The sequence below is a fragment of the Streptomyces sp. NBC_01622 genome (genome assembly GCF_045209635.1).
Classification (GTDB): domain Bacteria; phylum Actinomycetota; class Actinomycetes; order Streptomycetales; family Streptomycetaceae; genus Streptomyces.
This window is the reverse complement of record NZ_CP109293.1, coordinates 5,846,178-5,865,528: the sequence shown is the minus strand read 5'-3', so window position 1 is coordinate 5,865,528 and position 19,351 is coordinate 5,846,178. Positions and strand designations below refer to the sequence as shown.

Sequence of the window (19,351 nt, the reverse complement as noted above, 5' to 3'; positions counted from 1 at the left end):
TGGTGGATACGTGAGCGGGCCGCCGTCACGCGGGCACGTGCACCGTCTCCACCCGGCTCGCCACCAGCCGCTCGCGTTCGCGGCGGGCCGCCCTGCGCCGTAGCCGCAGGATCTGGCTGACACCGAGCGCCTGGAGCACGAAGACCACCGAGAACGCGATCGAGTAGTTGTCGCCGGTCGCGTCAAGCAGCACACCGATCGCGAACAAGGTCGTCATCGAAGCCGTGAAACCACCCATGTTGGTGATTCCGGAGGCGGTGCCCTGACGCTCCGGCGGGTTGGCCGGGCGGGCGAAGTCGAAGCCGAGCATCGAGGCGGGCCCGCAGGAACCGAGCACGACGCACAGCACGATCAGCAGCCACATCGGCGCGTGCTCACCGGGGTAGAGGAGCGTGACCGCCCACACGAGGGCCGTCGCTCCCACCGTGCCCAGCGCCAGCGGCAGCCGCGCCGCGTGGTGCCGGGCGACGATCTGGCCGTAGACCAGCCCCACCACCATGTTGGACAGCACGACGAGGGTGAGGAGTTCGCCGGCGGTGGCACGGGACAGGCCCTGGGCCTGGACCAGGAACGGCAGGCCCCACAGGAGCAGGAACACCATCGCCGGGAACTGGGTGGTGAAGTGCACCCACAGGCCGAGGCGGGTGCCGGGTTCGCGCCAGGAGGCGGCGATCTGCCGACGGACGTAGGCCGCGCCCCGGTGCGGGAAGGGCTCCGGCTCGTGCCCCTCCGGGTGGTCCTTCAGGAACAGCAGCAGCAGAACGAGGACTACGACCCCGGCGAGCGCGCTGCCCGCGAAGGCGGCCGTCCAGCCGATGCCGTGCAGCAGCCGGGCGATCACCAGGGTGGAGACGAGGTTCCCGGCCATTCCCGCGAGGCCGGCGAGCTGCGCGACCATCGGCCCGCGCCGCGCCGGGAACCAGCGGGTGCCGAGCCGCAGCACGCTGATGAACGTCATCGCGTCGCCGCAGCCGAGCAGCGCGCGGGACGCGAGGGCGGTGCCGTAGGAGGGGGAGAAGGCGAAGCCGAGCTGGCCGGCGGTGAAGAGCACCACCCCGATGGTCAGCACCTTCTTGGTGCCGAGGCTGTCGACGAGCAGCCCGACGGGTATCTGCATACCCGCGTAGACCAGCAGTTGGAGGATCGAGAACGTCGACAGCGCCGAGGCGTTGACGTGGAAGCGCTCGGCCGCGTCGAGGCCGGCGACGCCCAGGGACGTACGGAAGATGACGGCGACGAAGTAGACGGAGACGCCGATGCCCCACACGGCGAGGGCGCGGCGGCCGCCGGGCGGATCACCGGGCAGGGAGAGCGCGGCACTGGAACTGCTGCTACCACTGCTGCTCATCGGACCTCGCCCCGGGCCAGGTGGGAGAACCAGTCGACGTGCTGGTGCACGATCCCGGCCGCCGCCTCCGCGTCGCCGGTGCGCAGCGCGTCGAGGATCGCCTCGTGCTCGGTGAGCGTCTTGGCGATGCGGTCGGGGTGCGAGTGCATGATGGCGACGCCCATCCGCAGCTGCCGGTCGCGGAGTTGGTCGTAGAGGCGGGAGAGGATCTCGTTGCCGCCGCTGCGGACGATCTCGGCGTGGAAGCAGCGGTCGGTGACGGCGGCGCCGGCCAGGTCCCCGGCGGCGGCCTGTTCCTTCTGCCGCGCGAGGAGTTCTTCGAGCCGGGCGATGAGGGTCGGTGACGCCGGTACGACCTTGCGGACCGCGTGCTGCTCGACCAGCATCCGGGTCTCCACCACGTCCGCGATCTCCTGCGAGGAGACGGGCAGGACGAGGGCGCCCTTCTTGGGGTAGAGCCTGATCAGCCCCTCGACCTCAAGCCGCAGCAGCGCCTCGCGCACGGGAGTCCGTGACACCCCGACGGCCTCGGCGAGCTCGCCCTCGGTGAGGAGGGTGCCGCCCTCGTAACGCCGGTCCAGGACACCCTGTTTGACGTGGGTGTAGACGCGGTCGGCGGCGGGGGGTTGCTTGACGGCGGGTGGTGCGGCGAGGGACGGAGAGGGGGACGGGTACGGCATGAGGACAGCATAGATACAACACGTACGCATGAGGATGGGCGTCCAGGATCCGGACGGAACCAGCGGGGGCCCGGGGTGCGTCTACGGGTGTGCATTTCCGCGGCCGGTTCTCGGGGGCGTTTCACGCATTCGAGGAACCCGCCCCAGCAACCGCACAACCTTCTGTGCTACTTACGTGTCACACACGTGCGGCCCTTCTCCTTTCCCCCCTCCAACTGGGCCGCTCCTCAGGGGCATTCAACGTATTCGGGGTACCTCAGTTGATTACTGCCATTAACGGCATCAAGGGCAGCCGCTTCCGCAGAGCCGCCGCGGTCACCGTGACCGCAGGCGCCGTGCTCGCGACCGGCGCCCTGACCGCGGCACCCGCGCAGGCTGTCACCAAGCCGTCGATCGTGGCCGCGGGCGGCTATGTGATGAACAACGCCACCGGCAAGACGCTCTACACGAAGGCCGCGGACACCAAGCGGTCGACGGGCTCCACGACGAAGATCATGACCGCGAAGGTCGTTCTCTCCCAGTCGAACCTCAACCTCGACGCCAAGGTCACCATCCAGAAGGCGTACAGCGACTACATCGTCGCCAACACCGCCTCCTCCGCCCACCTGATCGTCGGCGACAAGGTCACCGTCCGCCAGCTCCTCTACGGCCTGATGCTGCCGTCGGGCTGCGACGCGGCCTACGCGCTGGCCGACAAGTTCGGTACCGGCTCCACCCGGGCCGCGCGCGTGAAGTCGTTCATCGCCAAGATGAACTCCACGGCGAAGACGCTCGGCCTGACGAACACCAAGTTCGACTCGTTCGACGGCATCGGCAACGGCAACAACTACTCGACGCCGCGCGACCTGACGAAGCTCGCCAGCAACGTGATGAAGAACGCCACGTTCAAGACGGTCGTCAAGACCAAGTCGTACACCGCCAAGACGGTCACCAAGACCGGCAGCATCCGCACGATGGCTGCCTGGACCAACACGAACACCCTGCTCAGCAGCTACAGCGGCACCATCGGCGTGAAGACCGGCTCCGGCCCCGAGGCCAAGTACTGCCTCGTCTTCGCCGCCACCCGCAACGGCAAGACGGTCATCGGCACGGTCCTCGCGTCGTCCTCGGTCACGCAGCGCGCGACGGACGCGACGAAGCTCCTGAACTACGGCTTCGCGACGATCTGACCGACGTAGCCGACACGTTCGTGGGGGCCTGCCGCATGCCAGCGGCGGGCCCCTTCGTCGTAGCTAGGACCTGCGTCTCCGAGTCGCGGCGAACGCGCCGGTCCCCGCCGCTCCGTACAGGACGAACAGCGCGCCCTCACGCCCCAGGCTCCGGCGCTTCACTTGCTGGGCGAACTTCAGCTGGTCGTACGTGCTCGTGCCGGTCGAGCGGCCGGTGGCGGTGTCATAGGAGAGCGCGCAACGATCGCCCCTGTGCATGTGCCCCGGGGAGTCGAGTCACGCTGGTGAGCGCGACGAACGCGGCCCAGGTGGCGGGGGCGAGCCGAACTGTCGGCCCGTCCATGTCCTTCGAGTCACGGACGGCGATCGTGCCGGGCACGTTGCGGGCGACCTCGACGCACTGCTGTCCGGCGTCTCCACCGCTGTAGCTGGACTTCACGAACACGAACTCGGTCACCGGATCTACATCTCCTTGCGAATGGCTTCGATCAGGTCGAGAGCGTTGCGCTCCGCCAGCCCCACTCGCGCGATGCGATCGAAGATCCGACTGTGCCGGGCTGCGTCTTCCTCGCTCTCCAACCAGAGCGTAGAAGAGGGTACGTCCATATGTACGACGTCCAGGGCGCCGGGTTCAGCGAACGAGACGATGCTGAACGCCCCGATCATGCCCGGGTTGGCGCCTGCCAGAAAGGGCACCACTTGCAATTTCACCGTGTCCGTCCGTGCCAGGTCCAGCAGCTGACCCAGCTGTTCCTTCATCACAGCCCGCCCGCCTACGAGTTGGCGCAGCGCACCCTCGTGCACCACGGCCCACAACTCCAGTGGCCGCTCCGTATGCAGCCGAGCCTGACGAGCCAGCCTCGCCTTCACAAAGGGTTCGATCTCGTCCGGGTCCTCCCACGAACCCGCGCCCACGGCCACTGCCCGGGCGTAGTCCGGCGTCTGCAACAGACCTGGGACAAAGGCGAGTTCCCAGGTGCGCATGCTGGTGGCGATGTCTTCCAGTGCCACGTACTCGACCATCGCGGAGAGCTGCGGGTACTGGTTCCACCAGCCACGGGCCTTGCGTCTCTCACGGTCCGTCCTCGCGAGGGTCAGCAGTCGCCCGATCACCGGCTCGGCCGTCTCGCCGTACAGGTGACAGAGCGCGCGGATGTCCGGATCCCGGATCGGCACCAGCCCGCGCTCCATCTTGGCGACCTTGGCCACGGACGCCGACAACGCTTCGGCCGCATGCGCCTGACGCAGCCCGCGCACCTCACGCATACGCAGCAGCTCACCGCCCAGTCGCCGTGCCAGCACGGTCGACACGGACACACCGCGATCAGGGTTTCTACCTGCCATGTCGCCTTCCCTCCCGCCGAGTTGGTCACAGTCTGTGCGGCCAACATACGGAGGGCAAGCAAGTTCTAGTAGAAATTTATGGCCTCACACTTGCTGGCCCATTCCTCGCACCGCTACCGTCAGTGCACAACAAGCCACCCAGCGGCACCAGTTGGCGGAAGGGCACCATGCCGCCCGCCCCCGGCCCCTGTCCCCCCATCGCACAAGGAGGTGCGCCCCGGTGACCGACTCCTGTCCTCCCGGACCCCCCAAGCCCAACGGCCCCTACGACCACTACGACGCCGTCACCTACACGCCCTACCCGAGCAACATCCCCCGCGCCCGCAGACACGTCGCCCACCTCACGACCGCCTGGGGACACCCCCACTCCGCCGCCGACGCGGCCCTGCTGGCAAGCGAGTTGTGCACGAACGCCTTACTCCACGGCTGCCTCCGCGACCGCCTGTTCCGCGTGGAGACGTCCCTCACCGGCAACGCACTCCGCGTGGCGGTCACCGACCCGAGGGGCGAACGGCTCCCATGGCCCCAAACCTCCACACCGGACGACCAGTTCGGCCGAGGTCTCCTCATCGTCCGTACGCTGGCCGCCCGTTGGGCCGTGGAGAGACTCACGGTCGGCAAGACCGTCTGGGCGGAGTTGGACATCGCGGGAACCTGAACGGCCTCGCTTCAGGGCCACTGCGAACCGTAGGATTATTGCAACAGCAAGTGACGTGTGATGCCGACGCGACGGGGGCGGGGATACGGCATGGCAGTGCCCGGAACCGGTACGAGCCAAGGCGGCGGCCCTGACCTACGGGTGACGTCCTCCGACCTCACCAAACTCGCTGGCGACCTCGACGACATGCAGGACCACCTCGACAAGCAGGTCAGACGCATGGACGCGATCGTCGACCGCATCGAGGCCGGCTGGCGCGGCCCGGCGGCGACGGCCTACCGCGAGTTCCACCGCGCGGCGACCGAGGACGCCGTACGCATCCGCGAAGTGATGAAGCTGCTGGAGCAGGCGGTCCGGATGAGCAGGGACGGCTTCTCCGCGAACGACATCGAGGTGCTGGAGCGCATGCGGAAGATCCAGGTGAACGTCGGCAGCGAGGTCGCCAAGCTGTCCACGCCCGGCGGGGAGGCGACGGGCGGCGATACGCCGACGCCGCCCCGCAGCAGCCTCGACTCCTTCTGAACCGAGCCGTCAAGTGCCAGTCACCCAGCCGTAGTTGCCAACGGAACCGATATCCATGGGGATCATGTCGACCGGGGCTTCCGCCGACGACGACCACATAGCCGTCTCCTTCGCCACTCTCCACGACCTCACCGCCGAGTTGGAAGACATCCTCAAGCAGCTCAACGGCAAACTCGACGACCTCTACGACCGTGCCGAACCGGTCGTCCTGTCCTGGAAGGGCGAGGCCCGCGAGGTCTTCGTCGAGAAGCTCGAGTGGGACCGCTCGGCACAGGACCTGCAGGCCGCACAGAAGTGGCTGCACGCGTACGTCACCACCGGTCACGCGAACTACGCGGCGGCGCATCGGGCGGTGCTGCGGGGTTGGGGGGCGGCCTGATGGCAGACCGGCCCAGCGACGCCGAACGCCAGCAGGAACGCGACCAGTTGAAGACGGCTGCGCCTGGCGCCGGTGGCGGCTTCGACGTACAGCCGCCGCACCTGTACTACTCGTCGGCGGTGGTGCGCGACGGACAGTTCGACTACGACAAGGGAGCCACCCGACTGGTCGGCGCGCTCAATGAGTACAGCCAGTCGGCCGGCACCGGATGGGGCCCGGACTCCTTCGCCAACGTCTACATGCAGATCGCCGAGAAGTTCGTCAAGGTCTGGGCGGCCAGTGTGCTGAGCGTCGGCGGTGTCGCGGTCGGTCTGACCGTGACCGCCAACAACTACCAGGCGGCGGACTGGTCTTCGCGCGGTATGTACGGACCGCCGCCCCGCCGCACTCCTCCGGCCGTCATCGACAAACAGCCCGACTACGGAAAGATCAACGACATCAAGTGGTCCGGGACGGGCGAGGACGCCGACTCGTGGGCCATCTCCGGGGCGCTCGGTGAGATCCCGGACTTCCTCGCCGATATCGCGCGGCCGGCTGTCGAGTACGGGCTCAACCTCGGCAAGACCCACGAGATCACCCCGGGCGCACGCGACGACGACCTCAAGGGGATGGCCACCGCATGGCGGGAGGCGGCGGGCACCGTACTGAAGGCGGGCGACAACTTCACCGCCGCCATCGACTACATGACCGATCCGCAGGGCAACAGCGAATGGCAGGGCGCGATGAAGTCGTTCTGCCAGTCGATCTGGGGTACCACCGCCTGGGGCCGCAATCGTGACGCGCAGGGCAACATCGCACAGCAGGGCGGCCGCAGTTGGAAGACCTCGGCGACGGTGGCACCCGCGCAGCGCCGGCCGATCCTGGAGGTGCTGCACCACACCGCCGACACCGTCCAGAAGACCTGCGACGACCTGGCCCAGGTCGTGCGCACCTGCCGGACGACCACCGAGAACCTCGCCAAGACGGCGGCCAAGGGGATGGTCGTGGACCTGACGACCGGGCTCGACCCGCTGGAACTGTTCAAACTCGCGGCCACGGACATGTTCGGCGAGCTGGTGATGGCGTTCCGCAGGCACATGGACCGGCAGGCCGCGGACAAGGCCGTCGAGATCTACCAGCAGGCTTTCAGCGACGCCGCCGCCAAACTCCTCGAACTGGACTGGGAGTTGGACGAGGCGCTCAGGAGCGCGCCCACGTTCGACGCGGAGGAGGCCAGGGCCGAGGCCTTCGGCGCGCGGGCGCTCAACGACTTCAAGAATGAACACAAGTGGACCGTGCCGAACGATTCGGCGGGAAACCACAGGTATCCCCTCGATCTGGCGAACCAGGAATACATCGAGAACTCGCACGGCGTCGACAAGCACATCGGGAAAACCGACGCACAGCTCGTGCAGCGGTTGCGCGATCAGACCAATATCCCCGCGGCATCCACCTTCAAGAATCTGGCTGATGGCCAGAAATTCACCCAGCTGGCCATCGACAAGAACCAGGACGCAATCAGCGACTACCTGAACAGCGGGCCTCCGTACCATCCGCCGAACAAGCCCTTCACCTACCTTGATCCTCAGGGCCCGGTGACCGGTAGCAGCATTACCAAGAACGAGTACCAACAAGCACTCGCTGCGCACCGGGAGCCGAACGCGGTCCAGTCGCACGGCGTGCAGATCCGAGTGAAGCCCGCCCCGGGCATGGACCCTCCGTTCACGCTCATCACCTCCACGCCGACAGCCACCTGAGGAACGACAGAACAGCATGCTTGAGGAAGAGACGATCAACCACTTCCGCTTCGAGGGAGCGCGGACGCTGCTGTCGGTGTTCCGTCATCGCACCCCCGATCCGGTCGACGAACACGCGGCCGCACTGGAGCCGACACTGCGGTCCCTGTGGCTCGCGGGCAGGAAAGGCGGAAGAAACCTCTACGAGGTCGCCGCCGAGGTACGTCTGATGGCCGATGCCTTGGAGCCGAGCTTCGCAGGCACCGCGGTGGTACCCGACGACCTGAGAGAGATGACGTCGGGATGGGAGACGGACGAGCCATGGACGGTACTGCGGGGCATCGCCAGGCACACCGAGTCCTGGAAGTCGGGCTTCGTCACCAAACTCTCCCGAGCCGTCCCCACAAGCCCGGAACTCGCCTTCCGTTTCCCTCAGTTGAGCGAATTCCTGTCGAATTACTACGGCCAGGACGGAATCGCCACCGAGGACGACATGACCGAGTCCGAGGGACTCCACCTCTTCATCGAGGAATGCCACGGCCACCTCATCTGTCTGTGGTATCTCCCCCCTCTCGTGGCAGAGTGCACGGAAGCACTGACCATCTTCCACAGCGAGGAATCAATGCACCGGTTCTTCGAAGTCGAACACGGCCTGGGATCAGGCACCCTTGACTGGTCGGACTGGCTACCGCTCATCGTCGAGACTTTCACCACCCACATGCGCGAAGAGCACCCGCCGCACTGGGTTTCCGCGTAGGTCACCCATGCACCGCTCCCGGAAAAGCCGATGAAAACAGCGCCGGATGCCGAGGCCTGGGCCGCGGCGCTCACCATGTACGAGCGACGGTACTCGTACGTCCTGGTGGGACCTCGCGCACACCAGGACTGGGTGAGGGACGTAGCGGCGATCATGCGCCGGGAGGCAACGGATCCCCGGTCCTGGAAGTGGATCGACGCCGATGAAGGCGACGAGGAACGCCTGGAGGACCCGTTCTTCCCCTTCGTCCTGCCGCCTTCCGACCCGCAAGGCGTCGCGGCGTGGCGGGTGGCACTGTGGACGGTGCCCCGGATATCGGTGGAGCGGCTGCTCGTCATGCTGGCCACCACCTGGCTGGACGTTCCCAGCGAGCGAGCCCACAATCACTTCGAAATCCGCCGACCGGAACTCGAACACAACGCCCGGATGATCCTCGCCCGCTTCCCCGAAGGGACGTCCTTCTACACGAACAGCGGCTACCCGGGCTCACACGGCGACCGCCCGGCCGACGCCCCGGACTTCTACGACGCGACCACCGGCTGCACCCCTTTTTCCCGGTACGACTGGGATCTCGGCATGATTGCGGTGTCCGAGAACGAAGTCGGTGTCTTCTGGTCCTTCGACGCGACCTGATGGGACTCTCATGACCAAAGCCAACGGCACAGGGCCCACCGCGTCCGCCGCTGTCCGTACCCGCTCCGCCACCTACCCCGACCGAGAAACCGCCCAATGGGCCACCCAACAGACCGTCACCGCCAACGAACAGGCGATCCACCGCTGGCTCGCCCAGTCCACCCGCCCCCGCCTGACCATCGAGGCATCCTGGCCCTCCCGCCCCGAACCGGTCGGACGCGTACTGCTCCAGGCGATGATGCTGGCGGGGCGAGACCCCGTCGACGTCCACGCGGCCCGGGTGATCCTGAAGCGGGACGCGTCCCGGCCGCACGGGTTCGCCGTCCACGCCACCTTCCCCGTCTACCTGTAGCGACCCGATCCGTAGAGGCTGATCCCGTGCCCTTGAGCCCCCTCGAACACGACCGCCGCTACGGCGAGTTGGACCAGGTGATCCGCGCCTACGCCGGACAGCCGGCCGACGACACCCCGGACAAGGCGAGCGAGGCGCTGGTCGCCTACCTCCGCCACACCTGGCACAGCCGCCCCTGGGCCCTCGCCGTCGCCGAACGCCAACTCCGCGAGTACGCCGACAACCCTCCCGGCCGACTCCGCCTGCGCCTCGGTGAGTTCTACGCGATCCCCGACGTGGGGCTCTCCGAGGGCGAGATCCAGCAGTGGCTGTACTGCCTCGCCGACCACATCAAGCACAGCGTCGAGGAGGGCGAGGTCCCGCCCCCGGCCGCCCCCGCCACCCACTGGGAATGGCACGCCCGCTTCCCTGAACTCGGTCAGTTCCTCGGCTGCTGGTTCTCGCAGGACATGCCGGACGAGTTCGACGACCACGACGCGGCGATCGACGACTACCGGGCCTCGACCGATCCGCAGCTCGTCGCCCGTCTCACCGGCGAACTTCACGAACTGCTCGCTCTGGACACCGACGAGTCCGACTACGCCCTCGCCGTAGCCGAGTTGGGCATGGAGGTCGACCCACCGGCGCCGTACTCACCCAGCGGCTGGCTCGCGCTGGTCGCCGACCGGCTGACCGCGCCGCGCGCCGACGGCATCCGAACCGAATAGCACGCCCCCATGGTCCCAGGCCGCGAAATCAGCGATCTTCCTCCTCAACAGTGAACATCCGTGCGCTGGTTGGCATATTCGATTTCCTTCGCTCTACGTTTCGCTGCGGAGGTGGTTCATATGATCGAACCCAGCAAGCACAAGCCGAACCGGCAGTCGCCGCAGGACGCCATCGACATCAGCGACTTCGTCTACGCGGCTACCGGAGCCCGCGTCCGGAGGCTGACCATGCCGGACGGGACGCACTGGTTCCCGGCTGTTGATGTCTGCAAGGAGCTGGGGTACACCAACTCGCGGCAGGCACTCGCCGACCACGTGCCCAACGACCATCGAGAGATTCTCGAGACCGTAACTGGAGCTTACGGTCTGGACATTCCCGCAGGTAGAGAGTGGCGGCGAGACCTGAATGTCATCTCTCTCCAAGGTCTCATCCTGCTCGTCAACGCCTGTACGAAACCCGCCTGCGCCCCCTTCAAACAGTGGGTCGCCGAGGTGATCGAGACGGTTCAGCGGGAGGGGTCCTACACCTTGGAGGAGGCGGAGGTGCAGCCCGCCGATCCCGGAGCCCCCATCGCGTACGCGATGCCCGAACAGGTCGCCGAGGCCATCGTCCGGCTGGAGGCGCACAACCTTCAGATGGACGGGGAACTCGCGGTCGCACAGCGTGAATCGCTGGCGTTGCAAAGGGAGATGCTCGCCGCGCAGCGTGCGACGCTCGTCGCGCAGGAGGCCATCGCCCAGGCCATGGGACGCATCGCGGACCGGCTCGATGTGCTCGCTCCCGGCCGTCCTGCGGTCGTCGACGCCCCCACCCTCCAGCCCACCACTGAATCCGTGCTGGCCGACTGGCGGCAACGGCTGTCCGTCACGGAGGACGTGTGGACGGTGGCCGTGGTGATCGCACCGGTGCTGGTCGAGGAGGGGGAACTGCGTGAGCCGCTCGAATCGATCGCGTCGCGTACGGGGCTGACCGTACACCGCGTCAACGAGTGTCTCCGCCTGCTGCGCCAGCACGCCTGCATCCGCTCGCGCGGCGGGGCGGAGGACGGGGCGCCGGTGTACGTGCTCAACGGCTCCTGAGACCGGCCTGAACACTCCGGAACAGCGAAGGGGACGGTCGCAAAGCGAAGTTGCGGCCGTCCCCTCCAGGCGCCCTACGGTACCGAATGGGCGGACGTCATGCCCAGGTGATCAGCCGCTTCGGCTGTTCGAGGATCGCCGCCACGTCCGCCAGCACCTTCGAACCCAACTCCCCGTCCACCAGGCGGTGGTCGAAGGACAGCGCCAAGGTCGTGACCTGACGTGGCTTCACCTTGCCCTTGTGGACCCACGGCTGGAGTTTGATCGTGCCGATCGCGAGGATCGCCGACTCGCCGGGGTTGAGGATCGGCGTGCCGGTGTCGATGCCGAAGACGCCGACGTTGGTGATGGTCACCGTGCCGCCCTGCATCGCCGCCGGGGACGTCTTGCCGTCGCGTGCCGTCGACACCAACTCGCCCAGCGAATCGGCCAGTTGGGGCAGCGTCTTCGCGTGGGCGTCCTTGATGTTCGGCACGATCAACCCGCGCGGTGTCGCCGCCGCGATGCCGAGGTTGACGTAGTGCTTGAGGACGATCTCCTGCGAAGCGTCGTCCCAGGACGCGTTGACGTCCGGGTTGCGCTTGATGGCCACCAGCAGGGCCTTGGCGATCAGCAGGAGCGGGTTGACCCGTCGGCCCTGCATCCCGTACTCGTCGGACCGCTTGAGTTCCTCGACCAGCTTCATCGTGCGTGTCACGTCCACCGTCACGAACTCCGTGACATGCGGTGCCGTGAACGCCGAGCCGACCATCGCCGCCGCCGTCGCCTTGCGGACGCCCTTGACCGGGATGCGGGTCTCCCGGGTCGTGTCGTACGTCGCGGACGGCACCGAGAGCGCGGCCGGCACGGGCGGTGCCTGGACCGGTTCCGGAGCCGGTGCCAGGGCCGCGTGCACGTCCTCGCGGGTGATGATGCCGTCCGGGCCCGACGGGGTCACCGTCGCCAGGTCGACGCCCAGGTCCTTGGCCAGTTTGCGCACCGGCGGTTTGGCGAGGGGGCGTTGTTCCACGACAGCGGCCCCGCTCGCGTGGCCGTTCAGCTCCGCCTGGACCGCCGCCGACGCCTCCTGGGCCGGGATCTCCGCGCCCTTGCGGGGACGGCGCTTCGTGGCGGAGGTGGAGACGCCGTAGCCCACCAGCACCGGCGTGCGGGCCGCGGGCTTCGCCTCCTCCTGCACGGGAGCGGCCGGGGTCTCCTCGGGAGCGGCACCGCCCCCCGCCACCGCCACCGCGATGATGGACGTACCCACCGCCACCGTCGTCCCCTCGGGGAAGCGGAGTTCGTGGACCACGCCGTCGTACGGGATGGGGAGTTCCACCGCCGCCTTCGCCGTCTCCACCTCGCAGACGACCTGGCCGTCGGTGACGGTGTCGCCGGGCTGGACGTACCACTTGAGGATCTCGGCCTCGGTGAGGCCCTCGCCCACGTCCGGCATCTTGAACTCGCGTACGGACGCTTCAGTCATCGTCGTCACGACCCTCTCCTCAGTACGCCAGAGCGCGGTCGACGGCGTCGAGCACCCGGTCCAGGCTCGGCAGGTACTCCTCCTCCAGGCGGGCCGGCGGGTACGGGGCGTGATAGCCGCCGACCCTGAGGACCGGCGCCTCCAGGTGATAGAAGCAGCGCTCGGTGATACGGGCCGCGATCTCGGCGCCGGAGCCGAAGAACACCGGCGCCTCGTGGACCACGACCAGGCGGCGGGTCTTCTGGACCGAGGCCTGGATCGCGTCGAAGTCCAGCGGGGACACCGAGCGCAGGTCCAGGATCTCCAGCGACTTGCCCTCCTCGGCCGCCGCGTCGGCGACCTCCTGGCAGAGCTTCACCATCGGGCCGTAGGCGGCGAGGGTCAGGGCGGTGCCCTCGCGGACCACGCGGGCCTTGTGCAGGGGGCCGGGGATGGCCTCCGTGTTGACCTCGCCCTTGTCCCAGTAGCGCCGCTTCGGTTCGAAGAAGATCACCGGGTCGTCGCTCTGGATGGCCTGCTGCATCATCCAGTAGGCGTCCGACGCGTTCGACGGGCTGACGATCTTCAGGCCGGCCACATGGGCGAACAGGGCCTCGGGGGACTCCGAGTGGTGTTCGACCGCGCCGATTCCGCCGCCGTAGGGGATGCGGACGACGATCGGGAGCTTGACCTTGCCCAGGGAGCGGGCGTGCATCTTGGCGAGCTGGGTGACGATCTGGTCGTAGGCCGGGAAGACGAAGCCGTCGAACTGGATCTCCACGACCGGGCGGTAGCCGCGCAGGGCCAGGCCGATGGCGGTGCCGACGATGCCCGACTCGGCGAGCGGGGTGTCGACCACCCTGCTCTCGCCGAAGTCCTTCTGGAGGCCGTCCGTGACGCGGAAGACGCCGCCGAGCTTGCCGACGTCCTCGCCCATGATGAGGACCTTGGGGTCGGACTCCAGGGCGGCGCGCAGCGATTCGTTGATCGCCTTCGCGAGCGGCAGGTTCTTGGAAGTCGCGGTCTCCGCCATGTCACTTACCCCCTTCTTCGTCCGCGAACGACGCCTGGTAGGCGGCGAACTGGGCCCTCTCCTCGTCGACGAGCGCGTGCCCGTCCGCGTACACGTGCTCGAAGAGTGCGAACCGGTCCGGGTCCGGCATGGCACGGACCGCTTCGCGCACTCGCCTGCCCAACGCCTCGCTCTCGGCTTCGAGTTCCGCGAAAAATCCCTCGTCCGCGTGGTTTGAGGCCGCAAGGTACCGGCGCAGCCGCAGGATCGGGTCCTTCGCCTCCCACGACTCGCGCTCCTCGTCGGCCCGGTACTTCGTCGGGTCGTCGGAGGTGGTGTGGGCGCCCATGCGGTACGTGTACGCCTCGACGAGCGTCGGGCCCTCGCCGCTGCGGGCCCGCTCCAGCGCCCACTTGGTGACCGCGAGGCAGGCCAGTACGTCGTTGCCGTCGACGCGGACGCCCGGGAAGCCGTAGCCCTGCGCGCGCTGGTAGAGCGGGACGCGGGTCTGCTTCTCGGTGGGCTCGGAGATGGCCCACTGGTTGTTCTGGCAGAAGAACACGACCGGGGCGTTGTAGACCGCGGAGAAGGTGAACGACTCGGCGACGTCGCCCTGGCTGGAGGCGCCGTCCCCGAAGTACGCGATGACGGCGCTGTCGGCGCCGTCCATGGTCACGCCCATCGCGTAGCCGGTGGCGTGCAGCGTCTGCGAGCCGATGACGATCGTGTACAGGTGGAAGTTGTTGGTGGTGGGATCCCAGCCGCCGTGGTTGACGCCCCGGAACATGCCCAGCAGGTTGGTCGGGTCGACCCCGCGGCACCAGGCGACGCCGTGCTCGCGGTAGGTCGGGAAGACGTAGTCGTCCTCGCGGGTGGCCCGCCCGGAGCCGATCTGGGCGGCCTCCTGGCCGAGCAGCGACGCCCACAGGCCCAGCTCGCCCTGGCGCTGCAGGGCGGTGGCCTCGGCGTCGAAGCGGCGGGTGAGCACCATGTCGCGGTACAGGCCGCGGAGCTCATCGGGGGTGATGCCGGCGACGTACTTGTCGTACGGGGCGGTCTTCGCGTTCTTGACTCGCTTGCCCTCGGGCGTCAGCAGCTGGACGAGGTCCGGGTCGGCGCCCTTTGCCTTGCTTCCGGCGCTGCGTCGCGGCTTGCGCGTGGCAGTGCTCTCCACGGTCAACGTGTGCTCCTCCGTCGGTCCGGCTCCCCGGGTTCGCCGGGTGCCAGTGCGGCTCACCTGCGCCCCACGGACGCACAGGGTGGGTGCGGTTCGTCGGGAGCAGGCGTGACAGGTGCCCCGGCGAGCGCCCTGCAACAGGCACGTTACCCAGTGCTCCACAATTCTGTGAAACCCCTCCTGACCTGCGATTTTGCTTGGATTTCCAAGTAAATCGGCAAAGTCGGGAACAACTCCTGGTCACAGCCTTGCAGGGGGCCGGAACAACGGCACGTTATCCCGGTCACCTCGGGCACGGGAAGAGGCCGCGTGTGAGACTTGCGGCGTGCGCGAAGATGGAAAAATCAGTGTTTTTCTCCTCGATGACCATGAAGTGGTACGCAGAGGTGTCCACGAGTTGCTCTCCGTGGAGGACGACATCGAGGTGGTCGGCGAGGCCGGCACGGCGGCCGACGCGCTGGTGCGGATCCCGGCCGTCCGCCCCGACGTCGCGATCCTGGACGTACGGCTCCCGGACGGCAGCGGGGTCGAGGTGTGCCGGGAGATCCGCGCGCGGGACGACTCGGTGCAGTGCCTGATGCTGACCTCGTTCGCGGACGACGAGGCTCTGTTCGACGCGATCATGGCGGGCGCATCCGGGTACGTCCTGAAGGCCATCCGGGGGAATGAACTGCTGAGTGCCGTACGGCATGTCGCGGCCGGGAAGTCGCTGCTGGACCCGGTGGCGACCGCCCGGGTCCTGGAGCGGCTGCGCAACGGCGGCGCCAAGCCGGACGACAGGTTCGACGGGCTCACCGGCCAGGAGCGCAGGATTCTCGACCTGATCGGGGAGGGGCTCACCAACAGGGCGATCGGCGAGCGGCTGCACCTCGCGGAGAAGACCATCAAGAACTACGTGTCGAGTCTGCTTTCCAAACTCGGTATGGAGCGGCGCTCGCAGGCGGCGGCCTACGTGGCGCGCAGACAGGCCGAGCGGCGGCGCGATTAGGGACCAAAGACCTCTCCCCCGGGAGGCCGGACGCGCCGACAGTGGTCACATGTCCGAGGACGCACAGCCGGCCATCGCCCTGCTCTCCCGCACCGACCACGGCAGGGTGGCGACCACCCTGCGGGCGCTGCCCTTCCTGGCCCTCGCCGGCCACATCGTCCAGGACGGCCGGCTGCTGCTGCGCATGCCCCGGAGCCACGGCTACCACCACGCGTGCGTGGGCAGCGTCGTCGCCTACGGGGCCGACAACCTGGACTCGGCCGGGCCGGGCGAGGGCCTGTGGTCCGTGCAGGTGATCGGCACGTGCGAGCCGTACGAGCCGACGGCCGACCAGGTCGAACGTTTCGGCCCGGCCCGGGACGCGATGGTCTACCTGCGCGTCGAACCGCGGCTCAGCACCGTGCATTCGGCGGACGGCGGCCTGGAACGGCACTTCGGGCCCACCCTGTGACCGAAAGCGACCATCGACGACCGACCGGTGACTTTCTGTGACAAACCGCAGCTCACAGGCCCGCTCCGTGCCCTAGCATCGGCCGCGTGCCGCCCTTACGTGTACCACCCCCCGTGCCCCACGCGCCCCCGCTGGGCGCCCTCCTCCGCCAGTACGCCGCCGGGTCCGCCGTCGCCTGCGAACCCGTCGAACAGGGCCTCCTGAACCGCGGCTACCGGCTCCGCACCACCCGGGGCCGCTACTTCCTCAAGCACCACTTCGACCCCGAGACCGCGGACCCGGCGGCGATCGCCCGCCAGCATGCCGCGACCCGGCGGCTGGCCGACCTCGGCGTCCCCGTCGCCCCGCCGCTGCCGGACCGCGACGGCCGTACGGTCGCCGTCGTGGGCGGTCACGCCTACGCCCTGCACCCCTGGATCGACGGCCGCCACCGCCACGGCGGCCAGCTGACCACCGTCCAGTGCGGCCGCCTCGGCGCGCTGCTGGGGGTCGTCCACGCGAGCCTGGAGCGGGTGATGCCGGGGCAGCGCGCGGAGTGCGTGCCGGGGGCCGACCCCGCCGTCACCTTCGCCCTCATCGACGACCTGCTCGGGCACGTCCGCCGGCACCGGCCCGCCGACGCCTTCGACGAACTGGCACGGCACCGGCTGCTGGAACGGCGGGAGCTGCTTGAACGGCACGCGGACCGGCGACCTCCGCGCGGTGCCTCCGTAGGGTGGGTGCACGGGGACTTCCACCCGTTCAACCTGCTCTACAAGGGCGACACCCCCGCCGCGATCGTCGACTGGGACCGGCTCGGCGTACAGCCCCGCGCCGAGGAGGCCGTACGTGCCGCCGCGATCTTCTTCGTACGGCCCGACGGGGCGCTCGACCTGCCGAAGGTGCGGGCGTACGCGCACGCGTACCGGCGGGCCGCGCGGGCCACGCCCTCCGAACTCGCCGCCGCCGTGCACCGGGTGTGGTGGGAACGGCTCAACGACTTCTGGATGCTGCGCTGGCACTACGAACGCGGCGACACCCGCGCGGACCCCCAGTTCCCGGCCGCCTCGGCGCTCGCCGTGTGGTGGACGCGGGAGTACGACGCGGTGTGCGAGGCCTTCACGGAGTGCGCCCCCTAGAGGACGGCGGAAAACGGCACGCGCGCGTGGACCCCTGTTTAGAGGGCGCACGCGCGCGTGTCGAGGTGCGTGAAGGTCAGCCGCCCAGGGCGCCGGCGACGGTGCCGGTACCGCCGTCGGCACCGGGGTCGCCCGTGTCCGTCGGATCCGCCGAGGTGCTCGCGGTCGGGGTGTCCGACGGCTTCGTGGCGGACGGGGTCGGGGTGTCCGACGGCTCCTCGCTGGCCGTCTCGGACGGGGTGTACGACGGCGTGGGCGTCGGCGTGTAGCCCGAGCCGGAACTCGTGCCGCTGTCGTCCGTCTCCGTGTCCGAGGGCGTGGCCGACGCCTCGTCGCTCGGTGTCTCGGAGGTCTGGTCGTCGGTCGCGGACTGCGAGGTCGTGGGCGACTGCGAGGTACCCGAACCCCCGGTGCCGTTCCCGGTGTTGTTCATGGCCAGGGCCACACCCGCCGCGATGGCGATCACCGCGAGGACGGCGAGGATCCACAGCTTGCCCCGGCCGCTGCCGTGGTTGCCGTGCCCCTCGAAGCCGCCGTCGTCGCCATTGCCGTAGCCGCCCGGCAGGATCGGCTGCGGGATCTGCGCGGTGCCGGAGGCGTCCTGCGGCATCATCGCCGTGCCGGCGAAGCCTCCGGGCGGGGTCCCCTGACCGTTCGCCACGGTCACCGGGCCGGTGTTCCAGGTGCCGGTGTGGCCGCCCTGGTCGTAGAGCATCTGCAGGCCGTACTGGACCAGCCCGCGCATCTCCTCGGCCGTCTGGAAACGGTCGTCCGGGTCCTTGGCGAGGGAGCGCATGACGAGGCCGTCGAGCTCCGGCGGGCAGACCCCGTTCGAGGTCTGGGACGGCGGGACGGGGATGTCCTGGACGTGCTGGTAGACCACCGACAGCGGGGTCTCGCCGGTGAACGGGGGCCGCAGCGCGAGGAGTTCGTAGAGGAGGCAGCCCGTCGCGTACAGGTCGGAGCGGTGGTCGACGGCCTTGCCGAGCGCCTGCTCCGGGGAGAGGTACTGGGGCGTGCCCATGACCATGCCGGTCTGCGTCATCGTCGTGGACGCCCCGTGCAGGGCGCGCGCGATGCCGAAGTCCATGACCTTGACGGCGCCGTTGTGCGTGATGATCACGTTCGCGGGCTTGATGTCGCGGTGCACGATGCCGTGCTGGTGCGAGTAGGCGAGCGCCTCCAGGACACCGGAGACGATGATCAGGGCCTGCTCGGGCCCGGGCGCCTCGGCGTTGAGGAGCAGGTCGCGGATCGTCCGCCCCTCGACGATCTCCATGACGATGTAGGGCACGGACTGGCCGCCGCCCGCACCGTAGCCGCCCGTGGACACCGTGTCCTCGCCGGAGTCGTACACGGCGACGATCGCGTGGTGGTTGAGCCCGGCCACCGACTGGGCCTCGCGCGTGAAGCGGGCCTTGGAGGTCGGGTCCTCGGCCAGGTCGGAGCGGAGCAGCTTGACCGCGACCGTGCGCCCGAGCCGGACGTCCTCGGCCGCGAAAACCTCGGCCATACCGCCCCGGCCCAGTCTGTGGGTGAGCCGGTACCGGCCGTCGCCGACCAGTCCGCCGTTGCCCCACAGCTCCGGTGCGTCCGACATTCCGCCGCCAGCCGCCTCGGGGTCGGACGGGCCCTGAGCGTGCTGCTGTGCCATCAGTCCTCGCCGTCGTTTCTGCCCGCGGTGAGCGCGGTGTTGTTACGGTCTCCGTCGGCCACGCTACAGGCTCGGCGCAAGCCGCCGTTCCGGGATCAGTGCCGGAATCGTCCTGAGACGGACCGGCCATCAAATCGGTACCACGCGTCGTCGTGCAAATTCT

Annotated in this window: 21 protein-coding genes; 13 read left to right on the top strand and 8 right to left on the bottom strand. The window is 68.8% G+C overall.

Annotated features, from left to right (window positions below):
* Window positions 1-25 precede the first annotated feature (25 nt).
* A complete protein-coding gene (locus OH768_RS26935) occupies window positions 26-1,348 on the bottom strand; it encodes a nitrate/nitrite transporter (RefSeq protein ID WP_406457730.1) in 1,323 nt (440 codons plus the stop codon).
* The gene (locus OH768_RS26930; RefSeq protein ID WP_406457728.1) at window positions 1,345-2,028 is read right to left on the bottom strand and encodes a GntR family transcriptional regulator; all 684 of its coding nucleotides are present in this window, start codon (window positions 2,026-2,028) and stop codon (window positions 1,345-1,347) included. Before OH768_RS26930 ends, OH768_RS26935 begins: the two co-directional genes overlap by 4 nt.
* A gap of 260 nt (window positions 2,029-2,288) precedes the next feature.
* Here OH768_RS26930 and OH768_RS26925 point away from each other — a divergent pair, with 260 nt between their 5' ends.
* A complete protein-coding gene (locus tag OH768_RS26925) occupies window positions 2,289-3,197 on the top strand; it encodes a D-alanyl-D-alanine carboxypeptidase family protein (protein ID WP_406457726.1) in 909 nt (302 codons plus the stop codon).
* A gap of 223 nt (window positions 3,198-3,420) precedes the next feature.
* Here OH768_RS26925 and OH768_RS26920 read toward each other — a convergent pair whose 3' ends face one another.
* Complete coding sequence (locus OH768_RS26920; RefSeq protein ID WP_406457724.1) at window positions 3,421-3,654, bottom strand: DUF397 domain-containing protein; 234 nt, start codon at window positions 3,652-3,654, stop codon at window positions 3,421-3,423.
* Window positions 3,655-3,659: 5 nt separating this feature from the next.
* Window positions 3,660-4,541 carry a helix-turn-helix domain-containing protein gene (locus tag OH768_RS26915; protein ID WP_406457722.1) on the bottom strand — a complete coding sequence of 294 codons (882 nt, stop codon included), beginning with the start codon at window positions 4,539-4,541 and terminating at the stop codon, window positions 3,660-3,662.
* A 220-nt stretch (window positions 4,542-4,761) separates the two neighbouring features.
* On the opposite strand from OH768_RS26915, the gene OH768_RS26910 reads away from it, so the two are divergent.
* The 9 genes from OH768_RS26910 to OH768_RS26870 all read left to right on the top strand — a co-directional run bounded on the left by OH768_RS26910 (window position 4,762) and on the right by OH768_RS26870 (window position 11,344).
* Complete coding sequence (locus OH768_RS26910; RefSeq protein ID WP_406457720.1) at window positions 4,762-5,199, top strand: ATP-binding protein; 438 nt, start codon at window positions 4,762-4,764, stop codon at window positions 5,197-5,199.
* 90 nt (window positions 5,200-5,289) lie between these two features.
* The gene (locus OH768_RS26905; RefSeq protein WP_406457718.1) at window positions 5,290-5,721 is read left to right on the top strand and encodes a WXG100 family type VII secretion target; all 432 of its coding nucleotides are present in this window, start codon (window positions 5,290-5,292) and stop codon (window positions 5,719-5,721) included.
* A gap of 64 nt (window positions 5,722-5,785) precedes the next feature.
* Window positions 5,786-6,100 (top strand): WXG100 family type VII secretion target, encoded by a 315-nt coding sequence (locus OH768_RS26900; RefSeq protein WP_406465457.1) that lies wholly within the window; start codon window positions 5,786-5,788, stop codon window positions 6,098-6,100.
* Window positions 6,100-7,836: an RNase A-like domain-containing protein gene (locus OH768_RS26895; RefSeq protein ID WP_406457716.1), complete on the top strand. Its 1,737-nt coding sequence runs from the start codon at window positions 6,100-6,102 to the stop codon at window positions 7,834-7,836. The genes OH768_RS26900 and OH768_RS26895 overlap by 1 nt, the downstream gene beginning before the upstream one ends.
* Window positions 7,837-7,852: 16 nt before the next feature.
* On the top strand, window positions 7,853-8,572 hold the full coding sequence (locus tag OH768_RS26890; RefSeq protein WP_406457714.1) for a hypothetical protein: 720 nt from the start codon (window positions 7,853-7,855) through the stop codon (window positions 8,570-8,572).
* Between the two features lie 30 nt (window positions 8,573-8,602).
* Window positions 8,603-9,205: a hypothetical protein gene (locus tag OH768_RS26885; RefSeq protein ID WP_406457712.1), complete on the top strand. Its 603-nt coding sequence runs from the start codon at window positions 8,603-8,605 to the stop codon at window positions 9,203-9,205.
* Window positions 9,206-9,215: 10 nt separating this feature from the next.
* Window positions 9,216-9,557, top strand: a complete 342-nt coding sequence (locus OH768_RS26880; protein ID WP_406457710.1) for an RNase A-like domain-containing protein — start codon at window positions 9,216-9,218, stop codon at window positions 9,555-9,557.
* A gap of 26 nt (window positions 9,558-9,583) precedes the next feature.
* On the top strand, window positions 9,584-10,264 hold the full coding sequence (locus tag OH768_RS26875) for a contact-dependent growth inhibition system immunity protein (protein ID WP_406457708.1): 681 nt from the start codon (window positions 9,584-9,586) through the stop codon (window positions 10,262-10,264).
* Between the two features lie 120 nt (window positions 10,265-10,384).
* Window positions 10,385-11,344: a Bro-N domain-containing protein gene (locus OH768_RS26870; RefSeq protein ID WP_406465455.1), complete on the top strand. Its 960-nt coding sequence runs from the start codon at window positions 10,385-10,387 to the stop codon at window positions 11,342-11,344.
* A 97-nt stretch (window positions 11,345-11,441) separates the two neighbouring features.
* On the opposite strand, the gene OH768_RS26865 is transcribed toward OH768_RS26870, so the two are convergent.
* The 3 genes from OH768_RS26865 to pdhA are packed head-to-tail and all read right to left on the bottom strand — an operon-like array spanning window position 11,442 to window position 14,980.
* Window positions 11,442-12,818 carry a dihydrolipoamide acetyltransferase family protein gene (locus OH768_RS26865; RefSeq protein ID WP_406457706.1) on the bottom strand — a complete coding sequence of 459 codons (1,377 nt, stop codon included), beginning with the start codon at window positions 12,816-12,818 and terminating at the stop codon, window positions 11,442-11,444.
* 10 nt (window positions 12,819-12,828) lie between these two features.
* Window positions 12,829-13,821: an alpha-ketoacid dehydrogenase subunit beta gene (locus OH768_RS26860; protein ID WP_406457704.1), complete on the bottom strand. Its 993-nt coding sequence runs from the start codon at window positions 13,819-13,821 to the stop codon at window positions 12,829-12,831.
* Window position 13,822: 1 nt separating this feature from the next.
* Window positions 13,823-14,980 (bottom strand): pyruvate dehydrogenase (acetyl-transferring) E1 component subunit alpha, encoded by a 1,158-nt coding sequence (pdhA, locus tag OH768_RS26855; RefSeq protein ID WP_406457702.1) that lies wholly within the window; start codon window positions 14,978-14,980, stop codon window positions 13,823-13,825.
* Window positions 14,981-15,302: 322 nt separating this feature from the next.
* Here pdhA and OH768_RS26850 point away from each other — a divergent pair, with 322 nt between their 5' ends.
* The 3 genes from OH768_RS26850 (at window position 15,303) to OH768_RS26840 (ending at window position 17,534) form a co-directional block, all read left to right on the top strand.
* Window positions 15,303-15,965 carry a response regulator gene (locus OH768_RS26850; RefSeq protein ID WP_406457700.1) on the top strand — a complete coding sequence of 221 codons (663 nt, stop codon included), beginning with the start codon at window positions 15,303-15,305 and terminating at the stop codon, window positions 15,963-15,965.
* 49 nt (window positions 15,966-16,014) lie between these two features.
* Window positions 16,015-16,416, top strand: a complete 402-nt coding sequence (locus OH768_RS26845) for a pyridoxamine 5'-phosphate oxidase family protein (protein WP_406457698.1) — start codon at window positions 16,015-16,017, stop codon at window positions 16,414-16,416.
* Between the two features lie 113 nt (window positions 16,417-16,529).
* The gene (locus OH768_RS26840; protein ID WP_406457696.1) at window positions 16,530-17,534 is read left to right on the top strand and encodes a phosphotransferase; all 1,005 of its coding nucleotides are present in this window, start codon (window positions 16,530-16,532) and stop codon (window positions 17,532-17,534) included.
* 76 nt (window positions 17,535-17,610) lie between these two features.
* On the opposite strand, the gene OH768_RS26835 is transcribed toward OH768_RS26840, so the two are convergent.
* Window positions 17,611-19,188, bottom strand: coding sequence for a protein kinase domain-containing protein (locus OH768_RS26835; RefSeq protein ID WP_406457694.1), 1,578 nt, complete (start codon window positions 19,186-19,188; stop codon window positions 17,611-17,613).
* Window positions 19,189-19,351 lie beyond the last annotated feature (163 nt).